This window comes from Kiloniellales bacterium (assembly GCA_030064845.1).
Taxonomy (GTDB): Bacteria; Pseudomonadota; Alphaproteobacteria; order Kiloniellales; family JAKSDN01; genus JASJEC01.
This window is the reverse complement of record JASJEC010000002.1, coordinates 76,890-98,618: the sequence shown is the minus strand read 5'-3', so window position 1 is coordinate 98,618 and position 21,729 is coordinate 76,890. Positions and strand designations below refer to the sequence as shown.

Here is a 21,729-nt window from a genome sequence, read left to right as displayed (position 1 = left end):
ATATCCGTCCACTGTCGTTTCAGGTCCCTGTCTGCGGCGGGTCGATGCCCGCCAGGCTGGTGCTGTCGGCCACGGGGCGGTCGAAGGTTAGGGGCTCGCCCTTGACCAGGTAGTAGACGTACTCCGCCATGTTCGTGGCGTGGTCGCCCATGCGCTCGATGCTGCGCGCGATGAACAGTAGATGGGTGCAGGGCGTGATGTTGCGAGGGTCCTCCATCATGTAGGTCAAGGTCTCGCGGAACAGGCTGGTATAGAGCGCGTCCACCTCCTCGTCGCTGTTCCAGACCTCGATCGCCTTCTCGGCGTCGTGCTTCACGTAGGCGTCGAGCACCGTTTTGATCTCGAGCTGAACCAGCTGGGCCATGCGCGGCAGGCTGTGCACCGGCGCGATGACCGAGTGGCGCGCCAGGGTCCGCGCCCGCTCGGCGACGCTGCAGGCATAGTCGCCGATCCGCTCCAGGTTGTTGGAGATCTTGAGTGCCGACACGATCTCCCTGAGGTCGATCGCGACCGGCTGGCGGAGCGCCAGCAGACGCATCGCCATCTTGTCGATCTCATGCTCCATCTGGTCCAGCTCGCGGTCACGCGCCAGGAGCGTCGTCGCGGCGTCCGCGTCCCGCTGGACCAGGGTCTTGATCGACGCCGCCACCTGGCTCTCGGCGAGGCCGCCCATCTTGACAATGGCGTGGCGCAGATCTTCGAGCTGGTTATCGAAGGACCTGACGATGTGTTCGTTCGCTTGGCTCATCGGCTGCCTCGGATCCTAACCAAATCTGCCCGTGATGTAGCCCTGGGTCCGGTCATCCTTGGGGTTGGTGAAGATCTCCTCGGTATTCCCGTGCTCCACCAGGGTGCCCAGGTGGAAGAAGGCCGTCTTCTGGGATACCCGCGCCGCCTGCTGCATCGAGTGGGTCACGATGACGATCGTGAAGTTCTCCCGGAGCTCGTCGATCAGCTCCTCGATCTTGGCGGTCGCGATGGGGTCGAGCGCCGAACAGGGCTCGTCCATCAGGATCACGTCGGGGCTGACGGCGATCGCCCGCGCGATGCAGAGGCGCTGCTGCTGGCCGCCGGACAGACCCGTGCCCGGCCCGTCGAGACGGTCCTTGACCTCGTCCCAGAGCCCCGCCTTCTGCAGGCTGATCTCGACCAGCTGCTCCAGGTCGCCGCGCTTCTCGGCGATGCCGTGGATCTTCGGGCCGTAGGCGACGTTGTCGAAGACTGACTTGGGAAAGGGATTGGGCTTCTGGAACACCATGCCGACCCGGGCGCGCAGCTGAACCACGTCGACCTTTTCTGAATAGATGTCGTCGCCGTCAAGGTCGATCCTGCCGGTGACCCGGCAGCCTTCGATCACGTCGTTCATCCGGTTGAGGCAGCGCAGATAGGTCGACTTGCCGCAGCCCGAGGGGCCGATCAGCGCCGTCACCTCGTTCGGCAGGATGTCGATGTCGACATCGACCAGCGCTTGCTTGTCGCCGTAGTGGACGTTGACCCCCTTGCTGACGAACTTGGGCGGGTTGGCCCTCATGTCCGGGGCCGTTTCGACCGCGACGGCTGGATGGTCGTCTGTCAGGCTCATGACTCGCTCCTCCTCTTCGTTACCAGCGCCGCTCGAAACGCTTCCGCAGGAACACGGCCAGCGCATTCATTGCCACCAGGAAGGTCAAGAGGACCATGATGGCGGCCGAAGTCCGCTCCACGAAGGCCCGCTCCGGGCTGTCGGCCCAGATGTAGATCTGCACCGGCAGGACCGTCGAAGGGTCGGTGAACCCGCCGGGAATGTCGACGATGAAGGCCACCATGCCGATCATCAGCAGCGGGGCGGTCTCGCCCAGGGCCTGCGCCAGCCCGATGATCGTGCCGGTTAGGATGCCGGGCATGGCGAGCGGCAGCACGTGGTGCCAGACCACCTGGTGCTTGGAGGCGCCGACGCCCAGAGCGGCCTCCCGGATCGACGGCGGCACCGCCTTCAGGGCGGCGCGAGCCGCGATGATGATCGTCGGCAGAGTCATGAGCGCGAGCACCATGCCGCCGACCAAGGGCGCCGACCGGGGCATGCCGAAGACGTTCAGGAAGACCGCGAGGCCGAGCAGGCCAAACACGATCGACGGCACGGCGGCGAGGTTGTTGATGTTGACCTCGATCAGGTCGGTGACGCGGTTCTTGGGCGCGAACTCTTCCAGGTAGATCGCGCTCAGGACGGCGATCGGGAAGGACAGCATGAAGGTGACGAAGAGCGTCAGCATGGAGCCGACCGCGGCACCCCAGATGCCGGCCTGCTCCGGCTCGCGGCTGTCGCCGGCGCTGAACAGCCGGCTGTTGAACTTGGTCTCCACCTGCCCCCGGGATTCCAGCACCTCGAGCCAGGCCAGCTCCCGGTCCGACACGATGCGGTCGCTCTCGGGCACCTCGCGCGAGATCTGCCCCTTGATCACGCCGTCGATCTTGGCCGAGGCCGCCAGCCAGACCGTCTGGGTCGTCCCGATCAGGTCGGGGTTGTTCTTGACCAGGTGGCCGAGCTCGAAGGGCGATCCCGTGGAGACCAGCCGGCGGAGATTGCGCTTGTCGCGCCGACCCGTCACCTCGGGGAACACCTTGGTCAGGGCGTCCCGGATCAGCGGCGCGTAGTTGGCCGAGGCCAGGACCTCCGGATCGCGCTCGCCGGTCGGGTCGATCACCTCGGGATCGAAGGTGATCTCCAGCGCGATCTCGGTCTGCACGAAGGCCGAGTAGCCCTTGGAGACGATGCTGACGATCAGGATCGCGAGAATGGCGACGGCGGCGAGGATCGCCGCGGCGCCGTAGGCGCGGAACCGGCGTTCCGCCGCGTAGCGCTTGCGAACGCGTGCCGGCGAGAGCTCCTGCGCCGTGGGCAGGCGGCCGTTGAGCGCCCCGCCGGTGAGAGCCCCGCCGTTGAGACTGGCGTCAGTCATACTTCTCTCGGTATTTGCGGACGATACGGAGCGCGACGACGTTGAGCGAAAGGGTCAGCACGAAGAGCACCAGGCCGAGGGCGAAGGCGGCCAGCGTCTTGGCGCTGTCGAATTCCTGGTCGCCGACCAGCAGGGTGACGATCTGGACCGTCACCGTGGTGACCGCCTCCAGCGGGTTGGCGGTCAGGTTGGCCGCCAGGCCGGCGGCCATGACGACGATCATGGTCTCGCCGATGGCGCGGCTGACCGCGAGCAGGACGCCGCCGACGATGCCCGGCAGCGCCGCCGGCATGATGACCTGCTTGATCGTCTCGGACTTGGTCGCGCCCAGCGCATAGGCCCCGTCGCGCAGGGTCTGGGGCACGGCGTTCATCACGTCGTCCGACAGGGACGATACGAAGGGGATGATCATGATCCCCATGACCACGCCGGCGGCCAGGGCCGATTCCGAGGCGACCGTCAGGCCGATCGCGTCGCCGGTGTTGCGGAAGAAGGGGGCGACGGTCAAGGCGGCGAAGAAGCCGTAGACCACGGTCGGCACGCCGGCCAGGATCTCGAGCATGGGCTTGGCCGTGGCGCGGATCTTCGGCGGGGCGTACTCCGACATGTAGATCGCCGACATCAGGCCGATCGGCACCGCGACCGCCATGGCGATGAGGGTGATCAGCATCGTACCGGCGAACAGCGGAATCGCGCCGAACGAGCCCGAGGCGCCCACCTGATCGGCGCGCAGGGCGGTCTGCGGGCTCCAGTGCAGGCCGAACACGAACTCGTACCAGGGCACCTTGGTGAAGAACCGCCAGGCCTCGAAGAAAAGCGAGAGCACGATGCCGACCGTGGTCAGGATCGCGATGGTCGAGGCGATAACCATCAGCACGGTGACCGCCCGCTCCACCTGGTTGCGGGCGCGCAGGCGCGGGCTGATCGCGCGCGCGCCGATCGCCAGGCCGGCGATGGCCGCCGCGAACGCGAGAAGGCTGCGCAGGTGCGCGCTCTGATCGAGCATCGCGACGTAGTTCTCTGCGGCCGTGATCACCTCGGGCGCCGGGTTGGCCGGCGGAATGTTGGCCAGCGCCAGATTCTTGATCTGGCTCATCAGGAGGCGGATCTCGCTCTCTTCCAGGTCCTGCGTCAGCGGCGCGATGTTCGCGCGCAGCATGAGATCCACGACGTAGGACTCGAAAATGAGCCAGAGGCCGACCAGGAAGAAGGAGGGCAGCGCGGCCCAGAGGGCGACGTAGAAGCCATAGTACTGCGGCCGCGAATGAAGCGCCGCGCTGTGGCCGCTGCTCACCGAGAAGGCCCGCCTTCGGCCCAGCCCGTAGCCGATCGAGCTGAGCGCGAGGAGCACGACGATCACCAGCAGGGTGGAGGACATATCAATGAACAGCTATCCACCAAAAAATCACGCGAAGGTGGAACCGCACGCCGGGGCTAGTCTCCGCCGGCGCGCGGTTCCCGATCGCGTTACATGCTGAGCGGCTGCAAGGAGCTGGCCGAAGCCGCGACCGACTTGCGGTCCGCTTCGGGCAGGGGGATCAGGCCCTTGTCGACCAGGTAGCCGTCCGGTCCCCACGCCTTGTCGCTGGTGAACTCGGCGACGAACTCGGCGATGCCCGGCACGACGCCCACGTGCTCCTTCTTGACGTAGAAGTAGAGCGAGCGGGACACGCCGTACTTGCCGCTGGCGATCAGCTCGAAGGTCGGCTCGACGCCGTCGACCATGGCGCCCTTGATCTTGTCGCCGTTCTGGTCGAGGAAGCTGAAGCCGAAGATGCCGAGCGCCTTCGGGTTGGCCTCGAGCTTCTGGACGATCAGGTTGTCGTTCTCGCCGGCTTCGATGAAGGCGCCGTCCTCGCGGATCGCGTGGGCGACCGACTTGAAGGCCTTCTTGTCCTTCTTGCGCATGTCCTTGAGCATCGGGAAGGCCTTGGCGCCGCCCTCCATGGCGAGCTCGACGAAGGCGTCACGGGTGCCGCTGGTCGGCGGCGGGCCGAGCACCTCGATCCGCGCGTTCGGCAGCGAGGAATCGATCTCGTTCCAGGTCTTGTAGGGGTTGTCGACCAGCTGGCCGTCGACCGGAACTTGCTTGGCCAGCGCCATGAAGATCTGCTTCTTGGTCAGGCTGAGGGCCGGGGCCGACTTGGCGTTGGCCAGCACGATGCCGTCGTAGCCGAACTTGACCTCGGTGATGCCGATGCCGGCCTTGGCGCACTTCTCGAACTCGGAGGACTTGATCCGGCGCGAGGCGTTGGTGATGTCGGGGTGCTCGAGGCCGACGCCGGCGCAGAACAGCTTCATGCCGCCGCCCGAACCGGTGCTCTCAACCACCGGGGTCTTGAACTTCGTCGTCCGGCCGAAGTTCTCGGCGACGGCCGTGGAGAAGGGAAACACCGTGGACGAGCCGACGATGTGGATCTGGTTGCGCGACTGCGCGGAGGCTTGACCGGTAGCCAGCACGAAAGCCGTCGCGGTTGCGACAGCGAGAGCGTGTTTGATCACGGGACCATCTCCGTCTGTATTCCATAATGAACGTCGGCCCCTCAGAGGGGCCGAACTCGGTGACGACGGAACGTAGTGACCGACGGCGATAGTAATATTGCAGCTTCGTTACAGTCTTATGACAATGAAGCCGAATATTCGCTCAATTATACTATATACATCAGTTAGTTAAGACGTCGTGGCTGCGGCTCATTCGGCCGCGACATCGTCCGCGCCTTCCGCCATGGGCAGGTATACCGTGAAGACCGACCCTTTCCCGACCTGGCTGCTGATATCCAGGATGCCCCGGTGGCGGCTGACGATGTGCTTGACAATGGCCAGGCCTAGCCCGGTTCCGCCAAGTTGCCGCGAGCGCGCTGTATCGACCCGGTAGAAACGCTCGGTCAGGCGCGGTATGTGCTCCGGCAAGATCCCCTCACCCTCGTCGGCGATCGCGACCGCCAGCGCCTTGCACTGCAGCTTCTGAGCCGCCTTCGGGGACACGGCGCCCGAAACCCGTATCTCGGTGCCGGCACGGCCGTATTTCAGGGCATTGTCGATCAGGTTCTGGAACACCTGGGTCAGCTCGTCGTAGTCGCCGGTCACGGCCGCCAGGTGCTCGCATTGGACCCGGATCACCATGTCCTTGTCCTTGGCCTTGAGTTCGAGGGTATTGGCCACCGAGTAGAGCAGACGTTCCAGGTTGACCCTGCCGTCGGGCAGCGCGTGCTCCTTCATCTCGATCCGGGACAGGGACAGCAGGTCCTCGACCAGGTGCTTCATGCGCTCGGCCTGGTCGTGCATGATGGTCAGGAACTGGGCCTGGGCCGCGCGGTCACCGCGCGCCGGCCCGTTCAAAGTCTCGATGAAGCCGAGCAGGCTGGCCAGCGGCGTGCGCAGCTCGTGGCTGGCGTTGGCCACGAAATCGGCGCGCAGGCGCTCGGCCCGCTTGATGCCGGTCTGGTCGTGCAGGGACAGGATCGCGATGGTGCCGTCTGGCGCCGGACCGGGCAGGCCGGCGACCCGCGCCAGGTAGTGGTACTCCAGGCGACCGGGCACGGAGAACTCGACGATCCGTCCGTTGCCCCCGGCCAAGACCTCGTCGGCGGCCTCTAGCAGGGCCGGGGCCCGGAATACTTCGCAGAGATCACGCCCGGGCAGATCCCGGCCGAGCGATTTGGTCACGGCGGCGTTCACCCGGACGATTCGCCGCTCGCGGTCCAGCATGATCAGGGGATCGGGCAGGCTCTCGAGGATCGCCTCGTTGCCGGTCACCACGTCCTCGAGCTGACGGCGCTTCACCCTCTGGTGCTCGATGATCTGCTCGATGGTCGTATCCAGTCCGGCGCAGAGCGTCGCGCTCGTGCCCGGCAGGGCGCGCCGCGACTCCCCCTCGGCGTCGCTTCGCGCCAGCGCCTGGAGGCTCGAGCGCAGGGCGTCGATCCGCTGGAAATGAAACCAGGCGCCCATGCCGCCCGCGACGACGAGGCCCAAGAGCGCGGCGAGGCCGACCCCCGGCGCGACCCCGCCGAACAGGGCCAGGGCGAGCACGACGGCGGCGCCGGGCCCGATCATCCAGGCCAGCGCGACGAGCCGTCGCGAGAGGATCGATGAGCGAGGGTCCATGAGGGTCGACGCGCGGTCCCGGTACAGGCTCTCAATGTCGCCGATGCCTGACCCGCCAGGCAAAGCGGGCGCATGTTACCGCTTCCCGCAGCGATCGCACAATCCATCGACCTGCGGCGCTCCCCGCAGGCCCGCGGCGGTGAATGCGAGATATCTGCTACGGCTTGGTTTTGGTCTCGATCGCTTCGTGGGCGACCAGGGCGGCCGCCGTGACCAGGTCGTTGACGTTGGCGCCGAGGGGCACGATCTGCGCCGGCTTGTCCAGCCCGATCAGGAGCGGGCCGATGATCGTCGCGCCGCCGATCCGCTGCAGCAGCTTGGCGCCGATGTTGGCGCTGTGCAGACCGGGCAGGATCAGCACGTTGGCCGGACCCGAGAGGCGGCAGAAGGGGTAGAGCTGGCGCTGCAGCTCGGTATCGAGCGCGACGTTGGCCTGCATCTCGCCGTCGTACTCGAAATCGACGTCGCGCCCGTCGAGCAGCTCGACAGCCTCGCGCAGGTGGCGCGTCTTCTCGCGCAGGGGGTTGCCGAAGTTGGAGAAGCTGAGAAAGGCGACGCGGGGCTCGTGGCCCATGGCCCGGGCGTGGGCCGCGCTCTGGATCGCGATGTCGGCGAGCTGGGCCGGGTTCGGTTCCTCGTGCACCGAGGTGTCGGCCAGGAATACCGTGCGGTCCCGGGCGGCGACGATCGAGAGCCCGAAGATCCGGTGGCCGGGCTGCGGATCGAGTGCCCGCGCGATGTCCTCGTAGGCGACCCGGAAGCTGCGGGTCAGGCCGGTCACCATGGCCTCGGCCTCGCCGAAGGCGACCATGCAGGCGGCGAAGACGTTGCGGTTCTGGTTGACCATGCGCTGGCAGTCGCGCAGCAGCTTGCCCTTGCGCTTCAGGCGCTCGTAGACGTAGTCGCGGTAGCGCGCGTTCTGGTCCGACTTGCGGGCGTTGTGGATCTCCAAGCCTTCGGCCTCGACGCCGATCGCGGCCATGGTCTCCAGCACGATCTCTTCGCGCCCGACCAGGATCGGCGTGCCGTAGCCCGCCTGGCGGAAGGCCAGGGCCGCCCGGATCGTGGTCGCCTCCTCGCCCTCGGCGAAGACCACCCGCTTGGGGTTGCGCCGCACCTTCTCGAAGATGTTCTGCAGGCTGGCCGCGGTCGGGTCGAGCCGGGCCGAGAGCTCGTGCTCGTAGGCTTCGAGGTCGTCGCGCGGCCGCGCCGCCACGCCGCTGTCCATGGCGGCCTTGGCGACCGCCTTGGGCACCGCCGCGATCAGGCGCGGGTCGAAGGGGGCCGGGATGATGTAGCCGGGCCCGTAGCGCAGCTTCTGCCCGGAATAGGCCTCGGCCACCTCGTCGGGCACGTCCTCGCGCGCCAGCTCGGCGAGCGCCTCGGCGGCGGCGATCTTCATCTCCATGTTGATCGTGGTCGCCCGCACGTCGAGCGCCCCGCGGAAGATGTAGGGAAAGCCCAGCACGTTGTTGATCTGGTTCGGATAGTCTGAGCGGCCGGTGGCCATGATCGCGTCGTCGCGCAGGGCAGCGACCTCCTCGGGCGTGATCTCCGGATCGGGGTTGGCCATGGCGAAGATGATCGGCTTGGGCGCCATGGACCGGATCATGTCGTTGGTGAAGGCGCCCTTGGCGGAGAGGCCGAAGACCACATCGGCGCCGTCCAGCGCCTCGGCCAGGCTGCGCGCCTTGGTGTCCGCCGCGTGGGCCGACTTCCACTGGTTCATGCCCTCGCCGCGGCCCTTGTAGATAACGCCGCGGGTGTCGCACATCACCACCTGGTCGTGCGTCATGCCCATGGCCTTCAGCAGCTCGGCGCAGGCGATGCCGGCGGAACCGGCGCCGTTGATCACCATGCGGGTTCCGGCGAGCTTGCGGCCGGTCAGGTGCAGCGCGTTGATCAGCCCGGCCGCCGCGATGATCGCGGTGCCGTGCTGGTCGTCGTGGAACACCGGGATGTCGAGCAGCTCCTTCAGGCGCTGCTCGATCACGAAGCACTCCGGCGCCTTGATGTCCTCCAGGTTGATGCCGCCGAAGGCGGGCCCCAGGTAGCGCACGCAGTCGACGAAGGCATCGACCTCCTCGGTCTCGACCAGGAGGTCGATGCCGTCGATGTCGGCGAAGCGCTTGAACAGAACCGCTTTGCCCTCCATCACGGGCTTGGAGGCCAGCGCGCCCAGGTTGCCGAGCCCGAGCACGGCCGTGCCGTTGGAGATCACGGCGACCCGGTTGCCCTTGGTCGTATAGTCGTAGGCCAGGTTGGGATCGCGGTGGATCTCGAGGCAGGGCGCGGCGACGCCCGGCGAGTAGGCGAGCGAGAGGTCGCGCTGGGTGGTCAGCGCCTTGGTCGCGACGACCTCCAGCTTGCCCGGGCGGTCCTGGGCGTGAAGGTTGAGCGCTTCACGTTTCAGCGCCTCCTCGGCGCCGCCGGCGGTTTCGTCGTTCATTTCCTGGACCTCTCGCGCCGAACGCGGGTGCGGCGGCCTTCTTGTCGGGCGGCGCCGCGCGCCTTGTCCGCGCGACCGATGTTAGAGAGCGGGGCGGAGTCCGTCAAAGGGCGGGCAAAGGGCGGCCGTGCCGCCGCCGAGTCCGCGCGTGCCTGTTCACCCGCCCGGCGCGCGCCGGTGGGTGTGCAGGTCGGCGGCGTTGTGGCGCGCCATGATCTGCCGCGCCTCGGCCTCGTGCTCGGGCGTCGCCACCGCGACCCAGAGCAGCAGGGCGCCGCCCTCCAGCGCCCGGGCGAAATCGTCCGTGTGGGGCGTCGCCCTGATCTCGGCCAAGAGCTCGCGCAGCGCCACGCCGGTCAGTCCCGCCGCCACGGCGGCGGCGATCGCCATGCCGACCGGGCCGGTCGCGATCGCGATCAGGCCCGCGGTGGTGATCGGCCCGACGTACTTCACCTCGCCGACCAGGCCGGCCAGCGTCTCCTGCCAGGCCTCGCGCGGCGACTTGCTGGCCGAGAGCGACTCGTGGGTGTCGAGCACCGAGAGGTCGCTGCGCTCGAAGCCGGCGGCGCGCAGGCCCTCGACCGCGGCGCGGAACGACTCCTGGTCGGCGAAGCGGCCGACGAGCTCCAGGGTTTCGCCCGCCGCCGCGGGCTGGTCTCCGTTCGAATCCGACATCGCGCCAATTACCTCCGATGCTTCGAGCCGCCGGCTGCCGGCGGCTCGTCCTCCGCTGCCCTTGCCGGGCTTGACCGGGCAATCCAGGATCGCCTCTATTGATACCAGACTGGACCCCCGGGTCGAGCCCGAGGGCGACAAGGTGCCGTTTCCAAAGGCCTGATAGTTGCAGCCGCCGCCTATCTGGAACCCAGCGTGTCCGAACCCCTGAAGCCGCCATCCTCGACGCCAGCCGGCGGCGCGGGGATTCCCGCCGGCGCCAGCCCGATGATGGCGCAGTATCTGCGCATCAAGCAGGAGCATGCCGAGGGCCTCCTGTTCTACCGCATGGGCGACTTCTACGAGCTGTTCTTCGAGGACGCGGTCAAGGCCGCGGCCGCGCTCGACATCACGCTGACCCGCCGCGGCCAGCATAAGGGCGAGGACATCCCCATGTGCGGCGTGCCGGTTCATGCCGCCGAGGCCTATCTCTCCAAGCTGATCCGCCAGGGCTTCAAGGTGGCGATCTGCGAGCAGGTCGAGGACCCGGCCGAGGCCAAGAAGCGCGGCAGCAAGGCTGTGGTGAAGCGCGAGGTGGTGCGCCTCGTCACTCCCGGCACGATCACCGAGGACGAGCTGCTCGAGTCGCGGGCCAACAACTTCCTGCTGGCCGTGGGCGACGTGGGCGGCGAGCTGGGCCTCGCCTGGCTGGATCTCTCCACCGGCGCGTTCCAGACTCAGGGCGCCGTGCCCCGCGATCTGGCCGCGGCGCTGACCCGGCTCTCGCCCGGCGAGGTCCTGGTGCCCGAACGCCTGCTCCAGCATTCGGAGCTAAAAGAGCTCTTCGGCCAGTGGAACGCCGCGCTCTCGCCGCTGCCCTCGGCCCGTTTCGACAGCGCCAACGCAGAGCGCCGCCTCGCGGCCTTCTACGGCGTCGCGGCGCTGGACGCCTTCGGCGACTTCTCGCGCGCCGAGCTCTCGGCCGCCGGGGCGCTGCTCGACTACGTGGAAATGACCCAGAAGGGCCAGCTGCCCCGGCTCGCGCGCCCCGAGCGCCTGGCCGCCGGCGCGGTCCTGGAGATCGACGGCGCCACGAGGCGCAATCTCGAGCTCACGCAGACCCTGTCGGGCGCCCGGAAGGGCAGCCTGCTGGCGGTGATCGACCGCAGCGTGACCGGCGCCGGCGGGCGCCTCCTGGCCGGGCGCCTGGCCGCGCCGCTGACCCAGCCCGAGGAGATCGCGCGCCGCCTCGACATGGTGCAGTACCTCCTGGAACAGACCGCGTTGCGGTCCGACTTGCGAATCGCCCTGAAAGCCTGCCCCGACCTGGAACGGGCGCTCTCGCGCCTCGCGCTGGGGCGCGGCGGCCCTCGGGATCTGGCCGCCGTGCGCGATGGCCTGACCCAGGCCGCGGCCCTGCGCGCGCTGCTCTCCGCAGAGAGCTTCCCGCCGCTGCCCGAGGGTCTGGCGGCGGTCAAGGCAGGGCTCGGCTTTCACGAAACCCTGGTCGAGCGCCTGACAAAATTCCTCGCAACGGAGTTGCCCCTGCAGGCGCGAGACGGTGGCTTCATCGCGCCCGGCACCTCGCCGGAGCTGGACGAGTTGCGCGGCCTGCGCGACGAGAGCCGCAAGCTGATCGCCGGCCTTCAGGCCCGCTACGCCCAGGAGACCGGCGTCGCCTCGCTCAAGGTGCGGCACAACAACCTGCTCGGCTACTACATCGAGGTGACCGCTCAAAACGCAGGTAAGCTAACGACGGCTGGGGTCGAGTCCCAATTCATCCACCGACAGACCATGGCGAACGCTATGCGTTTCACCACGGTGGAGCTGGGCGAGCTGGAGCGGAAGATCTCGACCGCCGCCGAGCGGGCGCTGGCCCTGGAACTCAAGCTCTTCGAGGACCTGGTGGGCGAGGTCCTGGCGCGCGCCGAAGATATCGCGCTGGCCGCCCGCGCGCTCGCCGAGCTCGACGTGACGGCGGCGCTGGCCGAGCTGGCCGAGGAGCGCCGCTGGTGCCGGCCCGTGGTCGACGAAAGCACGGCTTTTGCCATACAGGGCGGCCGCCACCCCGTGGTCGAGGCCGCGCTGGAGGCGGGCGAGGGCCAGCCCTTCGTCGCCAACGACTGCGACCTCGCCGAGGCCCAGCGGATCTGGCTGGTGACCGGCCCCAACATGGCCGGCAAGAGCACCTTCCTGCGCCAGAACGCGCTGATCGCGATCCTGGCGCAGACCGGCAGCTACGTCCCGGCGCGCGCGGCGCGGATCGGCGTGATCGACCGCCTGTTCAGCCGGGTCGGCGCGGCCGATGACCTGGCGCGCGGCCGCTCCACCTTCATGGTCGAGATGGTCGAGACGGCGGTCATCCTGAACCAGGCGACGGCCCGTTCCTTAGTCATCCTGGACGAGATCGGCCGCGGCACCGCCACCTTCGACGGCCTCTCGATCGCCTGGGCCTGCGTCGAGCACCTGCACGAGGCCAACCGCTGCCGCGCGCTCTTCGCCACCCACTACCACGAGCTGACCAGCCTGACCGCGCGCCTCTCCGCGCTCTCCTGCCGCTCCATGCGGGTCAAGGAGTGGCAGGGCGAGGTGGTCTTCCTGCACGAGGTTGCCGCAGGCGCCGCCGACCGCAGCTACGGCATCCACGTCGCCAAGCTGGCCGGCCTGCCCGCCGCCGTGGTCCATCGCGCCGAGGAGGTGCTGAAGATCCTGGAGCAGGGCGAGCAGGCCGGCTCCCTCTCCCGCCTGGCCGACGACCTGCCGCTCTTCGCGGCGAGGCCCGAGGCACCGGCACCGCAGGCGGCCGGCCCCTCGGCGGTGGAGCAACGCCTGGCCGAGCTGAACCCCGACGAGTTCACGCCACGGAAGGCGCTGGACCTGCTCTACGAGCTGAAGATGCTGCTGGGGGAGTAGAGGGGGCTTAACGCGTGTTTTTGCTAAGGGACCCCCGATGCTGACGCACCCCATTTCGTCATGCCCGGACTTGATCCGGGCATCCAGGCGTTGGTTTACGGCGGCGACGATGGTGGTCGAACCAACCCCTGGATTCGCGGGTCACGCCCGCGAATGACAAAGAGGAGCACGATTGATTGGGGCCGCGACTTTCGGCTTCTACGCGACGGAAGCCTTTAGCAGCCAGACAGTCTCCAGGGCCGGGGCCTTGCCCTTCAGGCCGCCCTTCACCTCGGCGCTGGCGACCGGGGCGAGGGCGTAGTTCGCGCCGTGGACCCGACGCACCTCCGCTTCCTCGAGGGAGAAGGGCGGGCCGGGCATGATGGTCTGGTCGTATTCGAAGCACAGCAGGAGCTGCGGGGCCCCGCCGGTAAGGGCGTGGAGGTGGGCGGCGTAGGGCCCGCGCATCGCCTCGGGGAAGGCGACCAGGGCGGCGCGGTCGTAGACCGCGTCGACCGGGCCGAGCGCCGCGCGGGTGAGCGCGAAGATGTCGCCAACGAAGATGTCGAGATCAGGCGCGCGGTAGTGCAGAAGGTCGCCGGCTTCGGCGACCTCGGGCGCGACGCCCAGGTCTTCGAAGAGCTGGTCGACCGCCAGCTTGCTGAGCTCGGCGCCGGCGACCCGGTGGCCTTGGGCGAGCAGCCAGGCGATATCGCGGGTCTTGCCGCAGAGCGGCACGAAGACCCGGGCCCCTGGCGCCAGGCCGAGCGCGCGGAAGTTGGCGACCAGCATGGCGTTGCCGTCGCGCTCGTGAAAGCCGAGCTGGTTGGTCTCCCAGCGCTCGTGCCAGAAATCCGCTTCCATCGCCTCGCCTCCTCGCCCTTGGAACTGGACAGGACTTGGGCCGTGGTCGTCGGCGCTTCAAGAATCGGGAACTGGTCCGGGGCTGCCCCTTGCGCGTTCGCGCCCGCTGCGTGAAAAGATCCGCGGAAGCAACTTCGTGCCATAATGAGCCTATGGACGCCCTGACCAAAGAACGCCCGAAGCGGCCGCAGGCCGAACGGCGGCGCGGGATCATCGACCGCGCGGCGCTGTCGGCCGAGCTCGCCGCGCTGGCCGAGGCCGGGCTGCCGCCGGACCGGGAGCGGTCCGAGGTGCTCGGGCGCCTCAGGTCGGCGCTGGAGGCGGGGCGCGCCGAGGTGCGCCGGCGCTTCGAGGCCGGGGGCGCTGCCGCCGGCCCCGCCAGGCCCGGCAGCGGCGGGGCCAGGGCGGTCCGCGACAACTGCTTCCTGATCGACCAGATCCTGCGCGCCGCCTACGACCAGGCGGCCCGGCACTATCCGCTGGCCAACCCCTCCGAGGGCGAGCGCCTGGCCATGATCGCGGTCGGCGGCTACGGCCGGGGCGAGATGGCGCCCTACTCCGACGTCGATATCCTCTTTCTGCTGCCCTACAAGATGACCCCGCGCAGCGAGCAGGTGATCGAATCCGTGCTCTACCTGCTCTGGGACCTGGGCCTCAAGGTCGGCCAGGCGGTGCGCTCGCTGGACGAGTGCCTGCGCGCCGCCAAGGGCGACGTCACGATCCGCACGGCGCTGCTGGAGAGCCGCTTCCTCTGGGGCGACCAGGGGCTCTACCTGGAGCTCCGCCAGAGGTTCCAGAAGCAGTTCCAGGCGCGCGGCGCGATCGGCTTCATCGAGGCCAAGCTGGCCGAGCGCGACACCCGACATAGGCGGCAGGGCGATTCGCGCTACGCGCTGGAGCCCAACATCAAGGAGGGCAAGGGGGGTCTGCGCGACCTCCACACGCTGTTCTGGATCGCCAAGTACGTCTACAAGGTCGACGACCTCTCGCGCCTGGTCGGCCACGGGGTCTTCACGGCGCGGGAATACCGCCGCTTCACCAAGGCCCAGGACTTCCTCTGGACCGTGCGCTGCCACCTGCACTACCTGGCGGGGCGGGCCGAGGAGCGGCTGACCTTCGACCGCCAGATCGCGGTCGCCGAGCTCATGGGCTACCGCGACAAGGGCGGGGCGCGCGGCGTCGAGCGCTTCATGAAGCAGTACTTCCTGGTCGCCAAGGACGTCGGCAACCTGACCCGCGTGTTCTGCGCCGCGCTCGAGGCCGAGCACAGCCGGGCGGCGCGCTTCCGGCTGCCGAGCCTGATGAGCCGGCGCCGGATCTCGGGCTTCAAGGTCGAGGGCGAGCGGCTCAGCGTCGCCGGCCCCGAAGTCTTCGCCGAGAAGCCGGTCGAGATGCTGCGCATCTTCAAGGTGGCCCAGGACCACGACCTGGACATACACCCCCGGGTGCTGCGCTGGATTGCCCAGAGCCTCAACCGGGTCGACGAGGCGCTGCGCCGCGACCCGGCGGCCAACCGCATCTTCATGGAGATCCTGACCGCCGAGAAGGACCCCGAGCCGGCGCTGCGCCGCATGAACGAGGCCGGCGTCTTCGGCCGCTTCATCCCCGACTTCGGCCGGGTCGTCGCCCTGATGCAGTACAACATGTACCACTCCTTCACGGTCGACGAGCACACGCTCTTCGCGCTCGGCATCCTACACGGCATCGAGCGGGGCCGCCTGGCCGAGGAGGCGCCGATCGCCAGCGAGGTGGTGCACAAGGTGCTGAGCCGCCGGGTGCTCTATCTCGCGGTCTTGCTGCACGACATCGCCAAGGGGCGGCCGGGCGACCACTCCGAGCTGGGCGCCAAGGTGGCCGAGAGGCTCGGCCCGCGCCTCGGCCTGAGCGACGAGGAGACCGAGACCGTCGCCTGGCTGGTGCTGCACCACCTCGCCATGAGCGATACGGCCTTCAAGCGCGACATCGACGACCCGCGCACGATCGAGACCTTCGGCGACCTGGTGCAGTCGACCGAGCGGCTCAACCTGCTCCTGGTGCTGACCGTCGCCGACATCCGGGCGGTCGGCCCCAACACCTGGAACAACTGGAAGGCGGCGCTGCTGCGCGAGCTCTACTGGCGCACCGAGGAGTACCTCTCCGGCGGCCTGACCACGGAGGGCCGGCAGCGGCGGGTCAAGGCCGCCAAGGAGGCCCTGAAGGACCGCCTGACCGGCTGGACCAAGAAGGACGTCGCTGCCCACCTGGCGCGGGGCTATCCGCAGTACTGGCTGTCCTGCGACACCGACACCCACCAGCGCCACGCCGAGATGGTCCGGGCAGCCGAGCGCGAGGGGCGGGCGCTCACCGTCGAGACCCGGCTGGACAGCTACCGCGCGGCGACCGAGGTCACGGTCTACGCCTCGGACCACCCGGGGCTGTTCAGCCGCATCGCCGGCGCGCTCGCGGTCGCCGGCGCCTCGATCGACGCCGCGCGCATCTTCACGCTCCGGAACGGCATGGCGCTCGACAGCTTCTACGTCCGCGACGCCACCGGCGGCCCCTTCGAGCGTCCCGACCGCCTCGCCAAGCTGAGCGCCTCGATCGAGCAGATCCTGGCCGGCCGCCTGCGCCCCGACCGCGAGCTGGCCCAGCGCCGCTCGACCCTGCCGAGCCGCTACCGCCTGTTTCAGGTTCAGCCCCGGGTGCTGATCGACAACAAGGCGAGCGCCGACTACACCGTGGTCGAGGTCAACGGCCGCGACCGGCCGGGCCTGCTGTTCGACGTCACCCTGGCGCTGACCAAGCAGCAGCTGATCATCCACAGCGCCAAGATCTCGACCTACGGCGAGCGCGCGGTCGACGTCTTCTACGTCAACACCGCGCTGGGCGATAAGCTCGAGAGCGAGGCCAAGATCAAGCGGCTGCGCGAGCGTCTGCTCGAAGCGCTCGCCCAGCCCGACTGCCTGCCGGCCGCCAAGGAACCGGTGCGGGCGCGCCGCGCCGCCGCCCCCGACGCCAAGGTCAAGCCGCCCGTCACCAAGAAGCCCATCGCCAAGAAGGCACCGGCCAAGCCCCCCGCCGCAAAACCAAAGCCCAGGGCCCGCCGGAAGACCGCCGCCGCGTCCTGATCCCGCCACAGTTTGCGCATCATCCCGTCAGAGGGTAAGAGCCCTTGATCACGGTCATCCTTCGACAAGCTCAGGATGAGGACGCTTTTCTGGGAAGCGAATCACCCTCACCCTGAGCCTGTCGAAGGGTGATGGCGCCGCATAGGGCGCTGCTCGCCTGTCCATACCGAAGCGGTTCCACTTATGGCGCTTCTCAAGAACATGCTGACGGTCAGCGTCTGGACCGCGGGCAGCCGGGTCCTCGGCTTCGTCCGCGATATCCTGATCGCCCAGACCCTGGGGACCGGTGTCGTCGCCGACGTGTTCTTCGTCGCCTTCCGCCTGCCCAACCTGTTCCGCCGCGTGTTCGGCGAGGGCGCCTTCAACGCGGCCTTCGTGCCGCTCTTCGCCCGGCGCCTGGAGCAGGAGGGCGAGGCCGCGGCCCGGGACTTCGCGGAAGAGGCGCTCGCGCTGCTCACCCTGGTGCTGATCGTCCTGACCGTCGTGGTGATCGTCACCATGCCCTGGTTCATCGTGGTGATCGGCTCGGGCTTCCTGCAGGACGAGGCGAAGTACGCGCTCGGCGTCGAGCTCAGCCGGATCACCTTCCCCTATCTCATGTTCATCGCGCTGATGGCGCTCTACGGCGGGGTGCTGAATGCGCTCTACCGCTTCAAGGCGGCGGCCGGGGCGCCGATCCTCCTCAACGTCTTCCTGATCGCCGCCCTGCTGCTGGTCATTCCCTTTGTCGGCAACGAAGGCCCGGTGCTGGCCTGGACCGTCACCCTGGCTGGCGTCGCCCAGTGCGCCGTGGTCGCGGTCGCGGCCTGGCGCGCCGGCATGAAGCTGAGGCTACGCCGCCCGCGCCTGACCCCGGGCATGCGCCGGCTGCTGGCCCTCATGGGGCCCGGCCTGCTGGCCGCCGCCGTGCTGCAGATCAACCTCCTGGTCGGCACCAACATCGCGACCTTCCAGGAGGGCGCGGTCTCCTTCCTCTACTACGCCGACCGCATCTACCAGCTGCCGCTGGGGCTGATCGGCATCGCCTTCGGCATCGTCCTGCTGCCCGACCTGTCGCGCAAGCTGCGCGCCGGCGAAGACGCCGAGGCCATGGCGAGCTTCAACCGCGGCGTGGAGTTCTCCCTGCTCTTCGCCCTGCCGGCGGCGGTCGCGCTGGCGGTGATCGCCAAGCCGATCATCGTCGTGCTGTTCCAGCACGGCGCCTTCGGGCCGGCGGCCAGCGAGGCCACCGCCGTGGCGCTCGCGGCCTTCGCGCTCGGCCTGCCCGCCTACGTGCTGGTCAAGGTGCTGCAGCCGGGCTTCTTCGCCCGCGAGGACACCAAGACGCCGCTGATCTACGGCGCGGTCTCGGTCGCCACCAACATCGTCCTGGCGCTGCTGCTGTTCTTCCCGCTCGGCTGGGGCCACGTCGGCCTGGCGCTGGCGACCGCCGCGGCCGCCTGGGTCAACACGCTCCTTCTGGGGCTCCACCTCGGCAAGCGCCGCCACCTGGTGTTCGACGCCCGGCTGATCCGGCGGATTCCGCGGATCGTTCTGGCCAGCGGGCTCATGGGCGCCGGGCTCTGGGCCGGCGCCGAGGCGCTGCAGGGCTGGCTGGCCGGCGCCCTTTGGTCCAAGGCGGCCGCGCTGGCGATGCTCGTGGCCGGCGGGCTGGCGCTCTACGGGCTGCTCGTCCTGCTGCTCCGGGCGGCCAGCCTGTCCGACGTCCGCGGGCTGGTCTCCCGGCGCCCTTGACCGCCTCCGGCCCAGCGGCGATAACCGCGCGGCTTCGCCAGAAGTCAGGCAGGAAAAGCGGCGCGGGGGCCATGAAGCGGATCTTTTCGGGCGTGCAGCCCACCGGCAATCTTCATCTCGGCAATTACCTGGGCGCGATCCGCAACTTCGTCGCGCTGCAGGGCGACTACGAGTGCATCTACTGCGTGGTCGATCTGCACGCCATCACCCAGTGGCAGGACCCGGCCGAGCTGCGCCACAGCACCCGCGAGGTGACGGCCGGCTTCCTGGCCGCGGGCGTCGATCCCGAACGCTGCATCGTATTCAACCAGAGCCAGGTCCCGGCCCACGCCGAGCTGGCCTGGATCTTCAACTGCGTGGCGCGCCTCGGCTGGCTCAACCGGATGACCCAGTTCAAGGAGAAGGCGGGCAAGAACCGCGAGAAGGCGAGCGCCGGGCTCTACGTCTACCCTAACCTCATGGCCGCCGACGTGCTGGTCTACAAGGCGACCCACGTGCCGGTCGGCGAGGACCAGAAGCAGCATCTCGAGCTGATGCGCGACATCGCCCAGAAGTTCAACAACGACTTCGGCGTCGAGTTCTTTCCCCTGACCGAGCCGCTGATCCTGGGCGCCGCCACCCGGGTCATGAGCCTGCGCGACGGCAGCAAGAAGATGAGCAAGTCCGAGCCCTCGGAGATGAGCCGGATCAACATGACAGACGACGCCGACGCGATTCGGAAGAAAATCCGCAAGGCGACGACCGACCCCCACCCCTTGCCCGGGGCCGAGGTCCTGGACGAGAAGGGGGCGTTCAGCTCGGCCTTCCGGGCCGAGCGGCCCGAGGCCTGCAACCTGCTCGGCATCTACGCGGCGCTCGCCGAGCGGACCGAGGCCGAGGTGGTCGGCGAGTTCGAGGGCGCCCAGTTCTCCCAGTTCAAGGCGGTCCTGACCGACCTGGCGGTCGCCCGCTTCGGGCCCGTGGGCGCCGAGATGAAGCGGCTGGTCGGCGACCCGGCCGGCGTCGATGCGGTCCTCGCCGACGGTGCCGAGCGTGCCCGGGCGATCGCCGAGCCGATCCTCCAGGAGGTCAAGGACATCGTCGGCTTCCTGCGGCCCTGACGCCCGCCTGCGTAGAAAAGGCCGGGCTCCAGCCCGCGACCTGCTGAAACCATTGCAAAATTTCGGCCTCGCCCCCGGGCAGGCCATTGGCGTTCGCGATTCCAGGCAGTAAGCTTCCGGCCGGGTCCCGACGGGTGTTCCCGGCGGCTTCAGCCGCCGGGTCCGCGCCGGGGACAGCCCGCGCGTCTCGCTTGTTTGGCTTATCCGGCCGGTCAAAGCTCCGAACGATGCAGATCTATCTGCCGATCGCCGAGATGTCCGTGAACGCCTTCCTGCTGCTCGGCTTGGGCGGCGCGATCGGCTTTCTTTCCGGGCTGTTCGGCGTCGGCGGCGGCTTCCTCATGACCCCGATCCTGATCTTCATCGGCATCCCCCCGGCGGTCGCGGTCGGCACCGAGGCGAACCAGATCGTCGCCTCCTCGGTGTCCGGCGTGCTGGCTCACTGGAAGCGTGGAAACGTCGACTTCAAGATGGGCGCCATGCTGCTGGTCGGCGGTCTCCTGGGCTCGACCTTCGGGGTCTGGCTGTTCGCGCTGCTCAGGACGCTCGGCCAGATCGACCTGGTGATCAAGCTCAGCTACGTCACCTTCCTCGGCATCATCGGCGCGCTGATGTTCGTCGAGAGCCTCAAGGCGCTACTCCGCCACCGCGCCCAGGCGGCCTCCCGAGGCAAGCTGCACAAGCACACCTGGATCCACGGCCTGCCGTTCAAGATGCGGTTCCGGCGCTCCAAGCTCTACATCTCGGCGCTGCTGCCGGTCGGGGTCGGCTTCGTGGTCGGCGTGCTGGCCGCGATCATGGGCGTCGGGGGCGGCTTCATCATGGTGCCGGCGATGATCTACCTGCTCGGCATGCCGACCTCGGTGGTGGTCGGCACCTCGCTGTTCCAGATCATCTTCGTGACCGCCAACGTCACCTTCCTGCAGGCCTACGCCAACCAGACGGTCGACGTGGTGCTCGCCCTGCTGCTGCTGATCGGGGCGGTGATCGGCGCACAACTCGGCGCCAAGGCGGGGGCCAAGCTGCGCGGCGAGCAGCTGCGCATCCTGCTGGCCGCCATGGTGCTCGCGGTCTGCGCCAAGCTGGGGTACGACCTGACCATCACGCCCAGCGACCTCTATTCGATCGGGCGGATCGAATGAGACGGCTGCTCGCCCTCCTCGCGCTCCTGATCGCCCCCGGCGAGGCGCTGGCGATCGAGCCCCTGGTGGCCGCCCTGTCGAAGTACAACGTGGCGATCACGACGGATTTCACCGGCGACAACATCCTGGCGTTCGGCGCGATCAACCGCCCCGGCGACGTGGTCGTCGTGCTGCGCGGCCCGACCCGCCCGGTGGTCATGCGCCGCAAGGACCAGTTCTTCGGCATCTGGGTCAACGCCGCCGCCATGACGGTCGAGCAGGTGCCGGCCTTCTATGCGGTCGCCAGCTCGCGGCCGCTCGAGGAGATCGCGGCGCCGGAGGTGCTGCGCAGCCACGTCCTCGGGGTCGATCACCTGCGCGCGCGGCTCGAGCTGCCGCGCGCCAAGGCCTCGGAGAACATCCGGCGGGCTTGGAAGGACGCGGTGGTGCGCAATCACCAGCGGCTCGGCCTCTACCCCGAGGAGATCGGCGAGGTCGTGTTCCGCAGCGACCGGCTGTTCAGCACCTGGTTCGGGCTGCCCGCCAATCTGCCGACGGGGAACTATCAGGCCCATTTCTATCTTCTGGTCGACGGTCAGGTCGTCGGCGCCGAGATCCAGCCGCTGGCGGTCAACAAGGTCGGCGTCGAGGCGGAGATCTTCCGCTTCGCCCACGAATGGCCCGCGTTCTACGGGATATTTGCGATCGTCATCGCTCTGGTGGCAGGATGGTTGGCAGATGCCGCCTTTAGAAGGCCCTGACGCC

15 protein-coding genes are annotated in these 21,729 nt (G+C 68.7%); 6 read left to right on the top strand and 9 right to left on the bottom strand.

Annotation, left to right across the window (positions count from 1 at the left end; translation table 11 throughout):
• Nucleotides 1-19: 19 nt before the first annotated feature.
• The 8 genes from phoU to QNJ67_01335 form a co-directional block, all read right to left on the bottom strand.
• Nucleotides 20-748 (bottom strand): phosphate signaling complex protein PhoU, encoded by a 729-nt coding sequence (gene phoU / locus QNJ67_01370; GenBank protein MDJ0607601.1) that lies wholly within the window; start codon nt 746-748, stop codon nt 20-22.
• A gap of 15 nt (nt 749-763) precedes the next feature.
• Nucleotides 764-1,531: a phosphate ABC transporter ATP-binding protein PstB gene (gene pstB / locus QNJ67_01365; protein MDJ0607600.1), complete on the bottom strand. Its 768-nt coding sequence runs from the start codon at nt 1,529-1,531 to the stop codon at nt 764-766.
• 70 nt (nt 1,532-1,601) lie between these two features.
• Nucleotides 1,602-2,936: a phosphate ABC transporter permease PstA gene (gene pstA / locus QNJ67_01360; protein ID MDJ0607599.1), complete on the bottom strand. Its 1,335-nt coding sequence runs from the start codon at nt 2,934-2,936 to the stop codon at nt 1,602-1,604.
• Entirely contained in the window at nt 2,929-4,314 is a 1,386-nt protein-coding gene (gene pstC, locus QNJ67_01355) for a phosphate ABC transporter permease subunit PstC (GenBank protein MDJ0607598.1), read from the bottom strand. Before pstC ends, pstA begins: the two co-directional genes overlap by 8 nt.
• 89 nt (nt 4,315-4,403) lie before the next feature.
• Nucleotides 4,404-5,435 carry a PstS family phosphate ABC transporter substrate-binding protein gene (locus tag QNJ67_01350; GenBank protein MDJ0607597.1) on the bottom strand — a complete coding sequence of 344 codons (1,032 nt, stop codon included), beginning with the start codon at nt 5,433-5,435 and terminating at the stop codon, nt 4,404-4,406.
• Nucleotides 5,436-5,627: 192 nt separating this feature from the next.
• Nucleotides 5,628-7,043, bottom strand: a complete 1,416-nt coding sequence (locus QNJ67_01345; protein MDJ0607596.1) for an ATP-binding protein — start codon at nt 7,041-7,043, stop codon at nt 5,628-5,630.
• A gap of 157 nt (nt 7,044-7,200) precedes the next feature.
• A complete protein-coding gene (locus tag QNJ67_01340; GenBank protein MDJ0607595.1) occupies nt 7,201-9,492 on the bottom strand; it encodes an NADP-dependent malic enzyme in 2,292 nt (763 codons plus the stop codon).
• A 156-nt stretch (nt 9,493-9,648) separates the two neighbouring features.
• On the bottom strand, nt 9,649-10,167 hold the full coding sequence (locus tag QNJ67_01335) for a hypothetical protein (GenBank protein ID MDJ0607594.1): 519 nt from the start codon (nt 10,165-10,167) through the stop codon (nt 9,649-9,651).
• 267 nt (nt 10,168-10,434) lie between these two features.
• Between QNJ67_01335 and mutS the strand changes: the two genes are divergently transcribed.
• The gene (gene mutS, locus QNJ67_01330; protein MDJ0607593.1) at nt 10,435-13,059 is read left to right on the top strand and encodes a DNA mismatch repair protein MutS; all 2,625 of its coding nucleotides are present in this window, start codon (nt 10,435-10,437) and stop codon (nt 13,057-13,059) included.
• A 198-nt stretch (nt 13,060-13,257) separates the two neighbouring features.
• Here the strand turns inward: mutS and tmpT are convergent, their stop codons facing one another.
• Nucleotides 13,258-13,902 carry a thiopurine S-methyltransferase gene (tmpT, locus tag QNJ67_01325; GenBank protein MDJ0607592.1) on the bottom strand — a complete coding sequence of 215 codons (645 nt, stop codon included), beginning with the start codon at nt 13,900-13,902 and terminating at the stop codon, nt 13,258-13,260.
• A 152-nt stretch (nt 13,903-14,054) separates the two neighbouring features.
• On the opposite strand from tmpT, the gene QNJ67_01320 reads away from it, so the two are divergent.
• From QNJ67_01320 to QNJ67_01300, 5 genes are all read left to right on the top strand, one after another.
• The gene (locus QNJ67_01320) at nt 14,055-17,009 is read left to right on the top strand and encodes a [protein-PII] uridylyltransferase (GenBank protein ID MDJ0607591.1); all 2,955 of its coding nucleotides are present in this window, start codon (nt 14,055-14,057) and stop codon (nt 17,007-17,009) included.
• Between the two features lie 183 nt (nt 17,010-17,192).
• A complete protein-coding gene (gene murJ / locus QNJ67_01315) occupies nt 17,193-18,743 on the top strand; it encodes a murein biosynthesis integral membrane protein MurJ (protein ID MDJ0607590.1) in 1,551 nt (516 codons plus the stop codon).
• 71 nt (nt 18,744-18,814) lie between these two features.
• On the top strand, nt 18,815-19,843 hold the full coding sequence (gene trpS, locus QNJ67_01310; GenBank protein MDJ0607589.1) for a tryptophan--tRNA ligase: 1,029 nt from the start codon (nt 18,815-18,817) through the stop codon (nt 19,841-19,843).
• Nucleotides 19,844-20,070: 227 nt separating this feature from the next.
• A complete protein-coding gene (locus QNJ67_01305; GenBank protein MDJ0607588.1) occupies nt 20,071-20,985 on the top strand; it encodes a sulfite exporter TauE/SafE family protein in 915 nt (304 codons plus the stop codon).
• Nucleotides 20,982-21,725 (top strand): TIGR02186 family protein, encoded by a 744-nt coding sequence (locus tag QNJ67_01300; GenBank protein ID MDJ0607587.1) that lies wholly within the window; start codon nt 20,982-20,984, stop codon nt 21,723-21,725. Before QNJ67_01305 ends, QNJ67_01300 begins: the two co-directional genes overlap by 4 nt.
• The last annotated feature ends 4 nt before the right edge of the window (nt 21,726-21,729 follow it).

Excerpts from the sequence above, each read along its gene's own strand:
- murJ (MDJ0607590.1), top strand. The coding sequence starts at position 17,193 with ATGGCGCTTCTCAAGAACATGCTGACGGTCAGCGTCTGGACCGCGGGC.
- mutS (MDJ0607593.1), top strand. The coding sequence starts at position 10,435 with ATGATGGCGCAGTATCTGCGCATCAAGCAGGAGCATGCCGAGGGCCTC.
- phoU (MDJ0607601.1), bottom strand. The coding sequence starts at position 748 with ATGAGCCAAGCGAACGAACACATCGTCAGGTCCTTCGATAACCAGCTC.
- pstA (MDJ0607599.1), bottom strand. The coding sequence starts at position 2,936 with ATGACTGACGCCAGTCTCAACGGCGGGGCTCTCACCGGCGGGGCGCTC.
- trpS (MDJ0607589.1), top strand. The coding sequence starts at position 18,815 with ATGAAGCGGATCTTTTCGGGCGTGCAGCCCACCGGCAATCTTCATCTC.
- pstC (MDJ0607598.1), bottom strand. The coding sequence starts at position 4,314 with ATGTCCTCCACCCTGCTGGTGATCGTCGTGCTCCTCGCGCTCAGCTCG.
- QNJ67_01320 (MDJ0607591.1), top strand. The coding sequence starts at position 14,055 with ATGGACGCCCTGACCAAAGAACGCCCGAAGCGGCCGCAGGCCGAACGG.
- QNJ67_01300 (MDJ0607587.1), top strand. The coding sequence starts at position 20,982 with ATGAGACGGCTGCTCGCCCTCCTCGCGCTCCTGATCGCCCCCGGCGAG.
- QNJ67_01305 (MDJ0607588.1), top strand. The coding sequence starts at position 20,071 with ATGCAGATCTATCTGCCGATCGCCGAGATGTCCGTGAACGCCTTCCTG.
- QNJ67_01340 (MDJ0607595.1), bottom strand. The coding sequence starts at position 9,492 with ATGAACGACGAAACCGCCGGCGGCGCCGAGGAGGCGCTGAAACGTGAA.
- pstB (MDJ0607600.1), bottom strand. The coding sequence starts at position 1,531 with ATGAGGGCCAACCCGCCCAAGTTCGTCAGCAAGGGGGTCAACGTCCAC.
- tmpT (MDJ0607592.1), bottom strand. The coding sequence starts at position 13,902 with ATGGAAGCGGATTTCTGGCACGAGCGCTGGGAGACCAACCAGCTCGGC.
- QNJ67_01335 (MDJ0607594.1), bottom strand. The coding sequence starts at position 10,167 with ATGTCGGATTCGAACGGAGACCAGCCCGCGGCGGCGGGCGAAACCCTG.
- QNJ67_01345 (MDJ0607596.1), bottom strand. The coding sequence starts at position 7,043 with ATGGACCCTCGCTCATCGATCCTCTCGCGACGGCTCGTCGCGCTGGCC.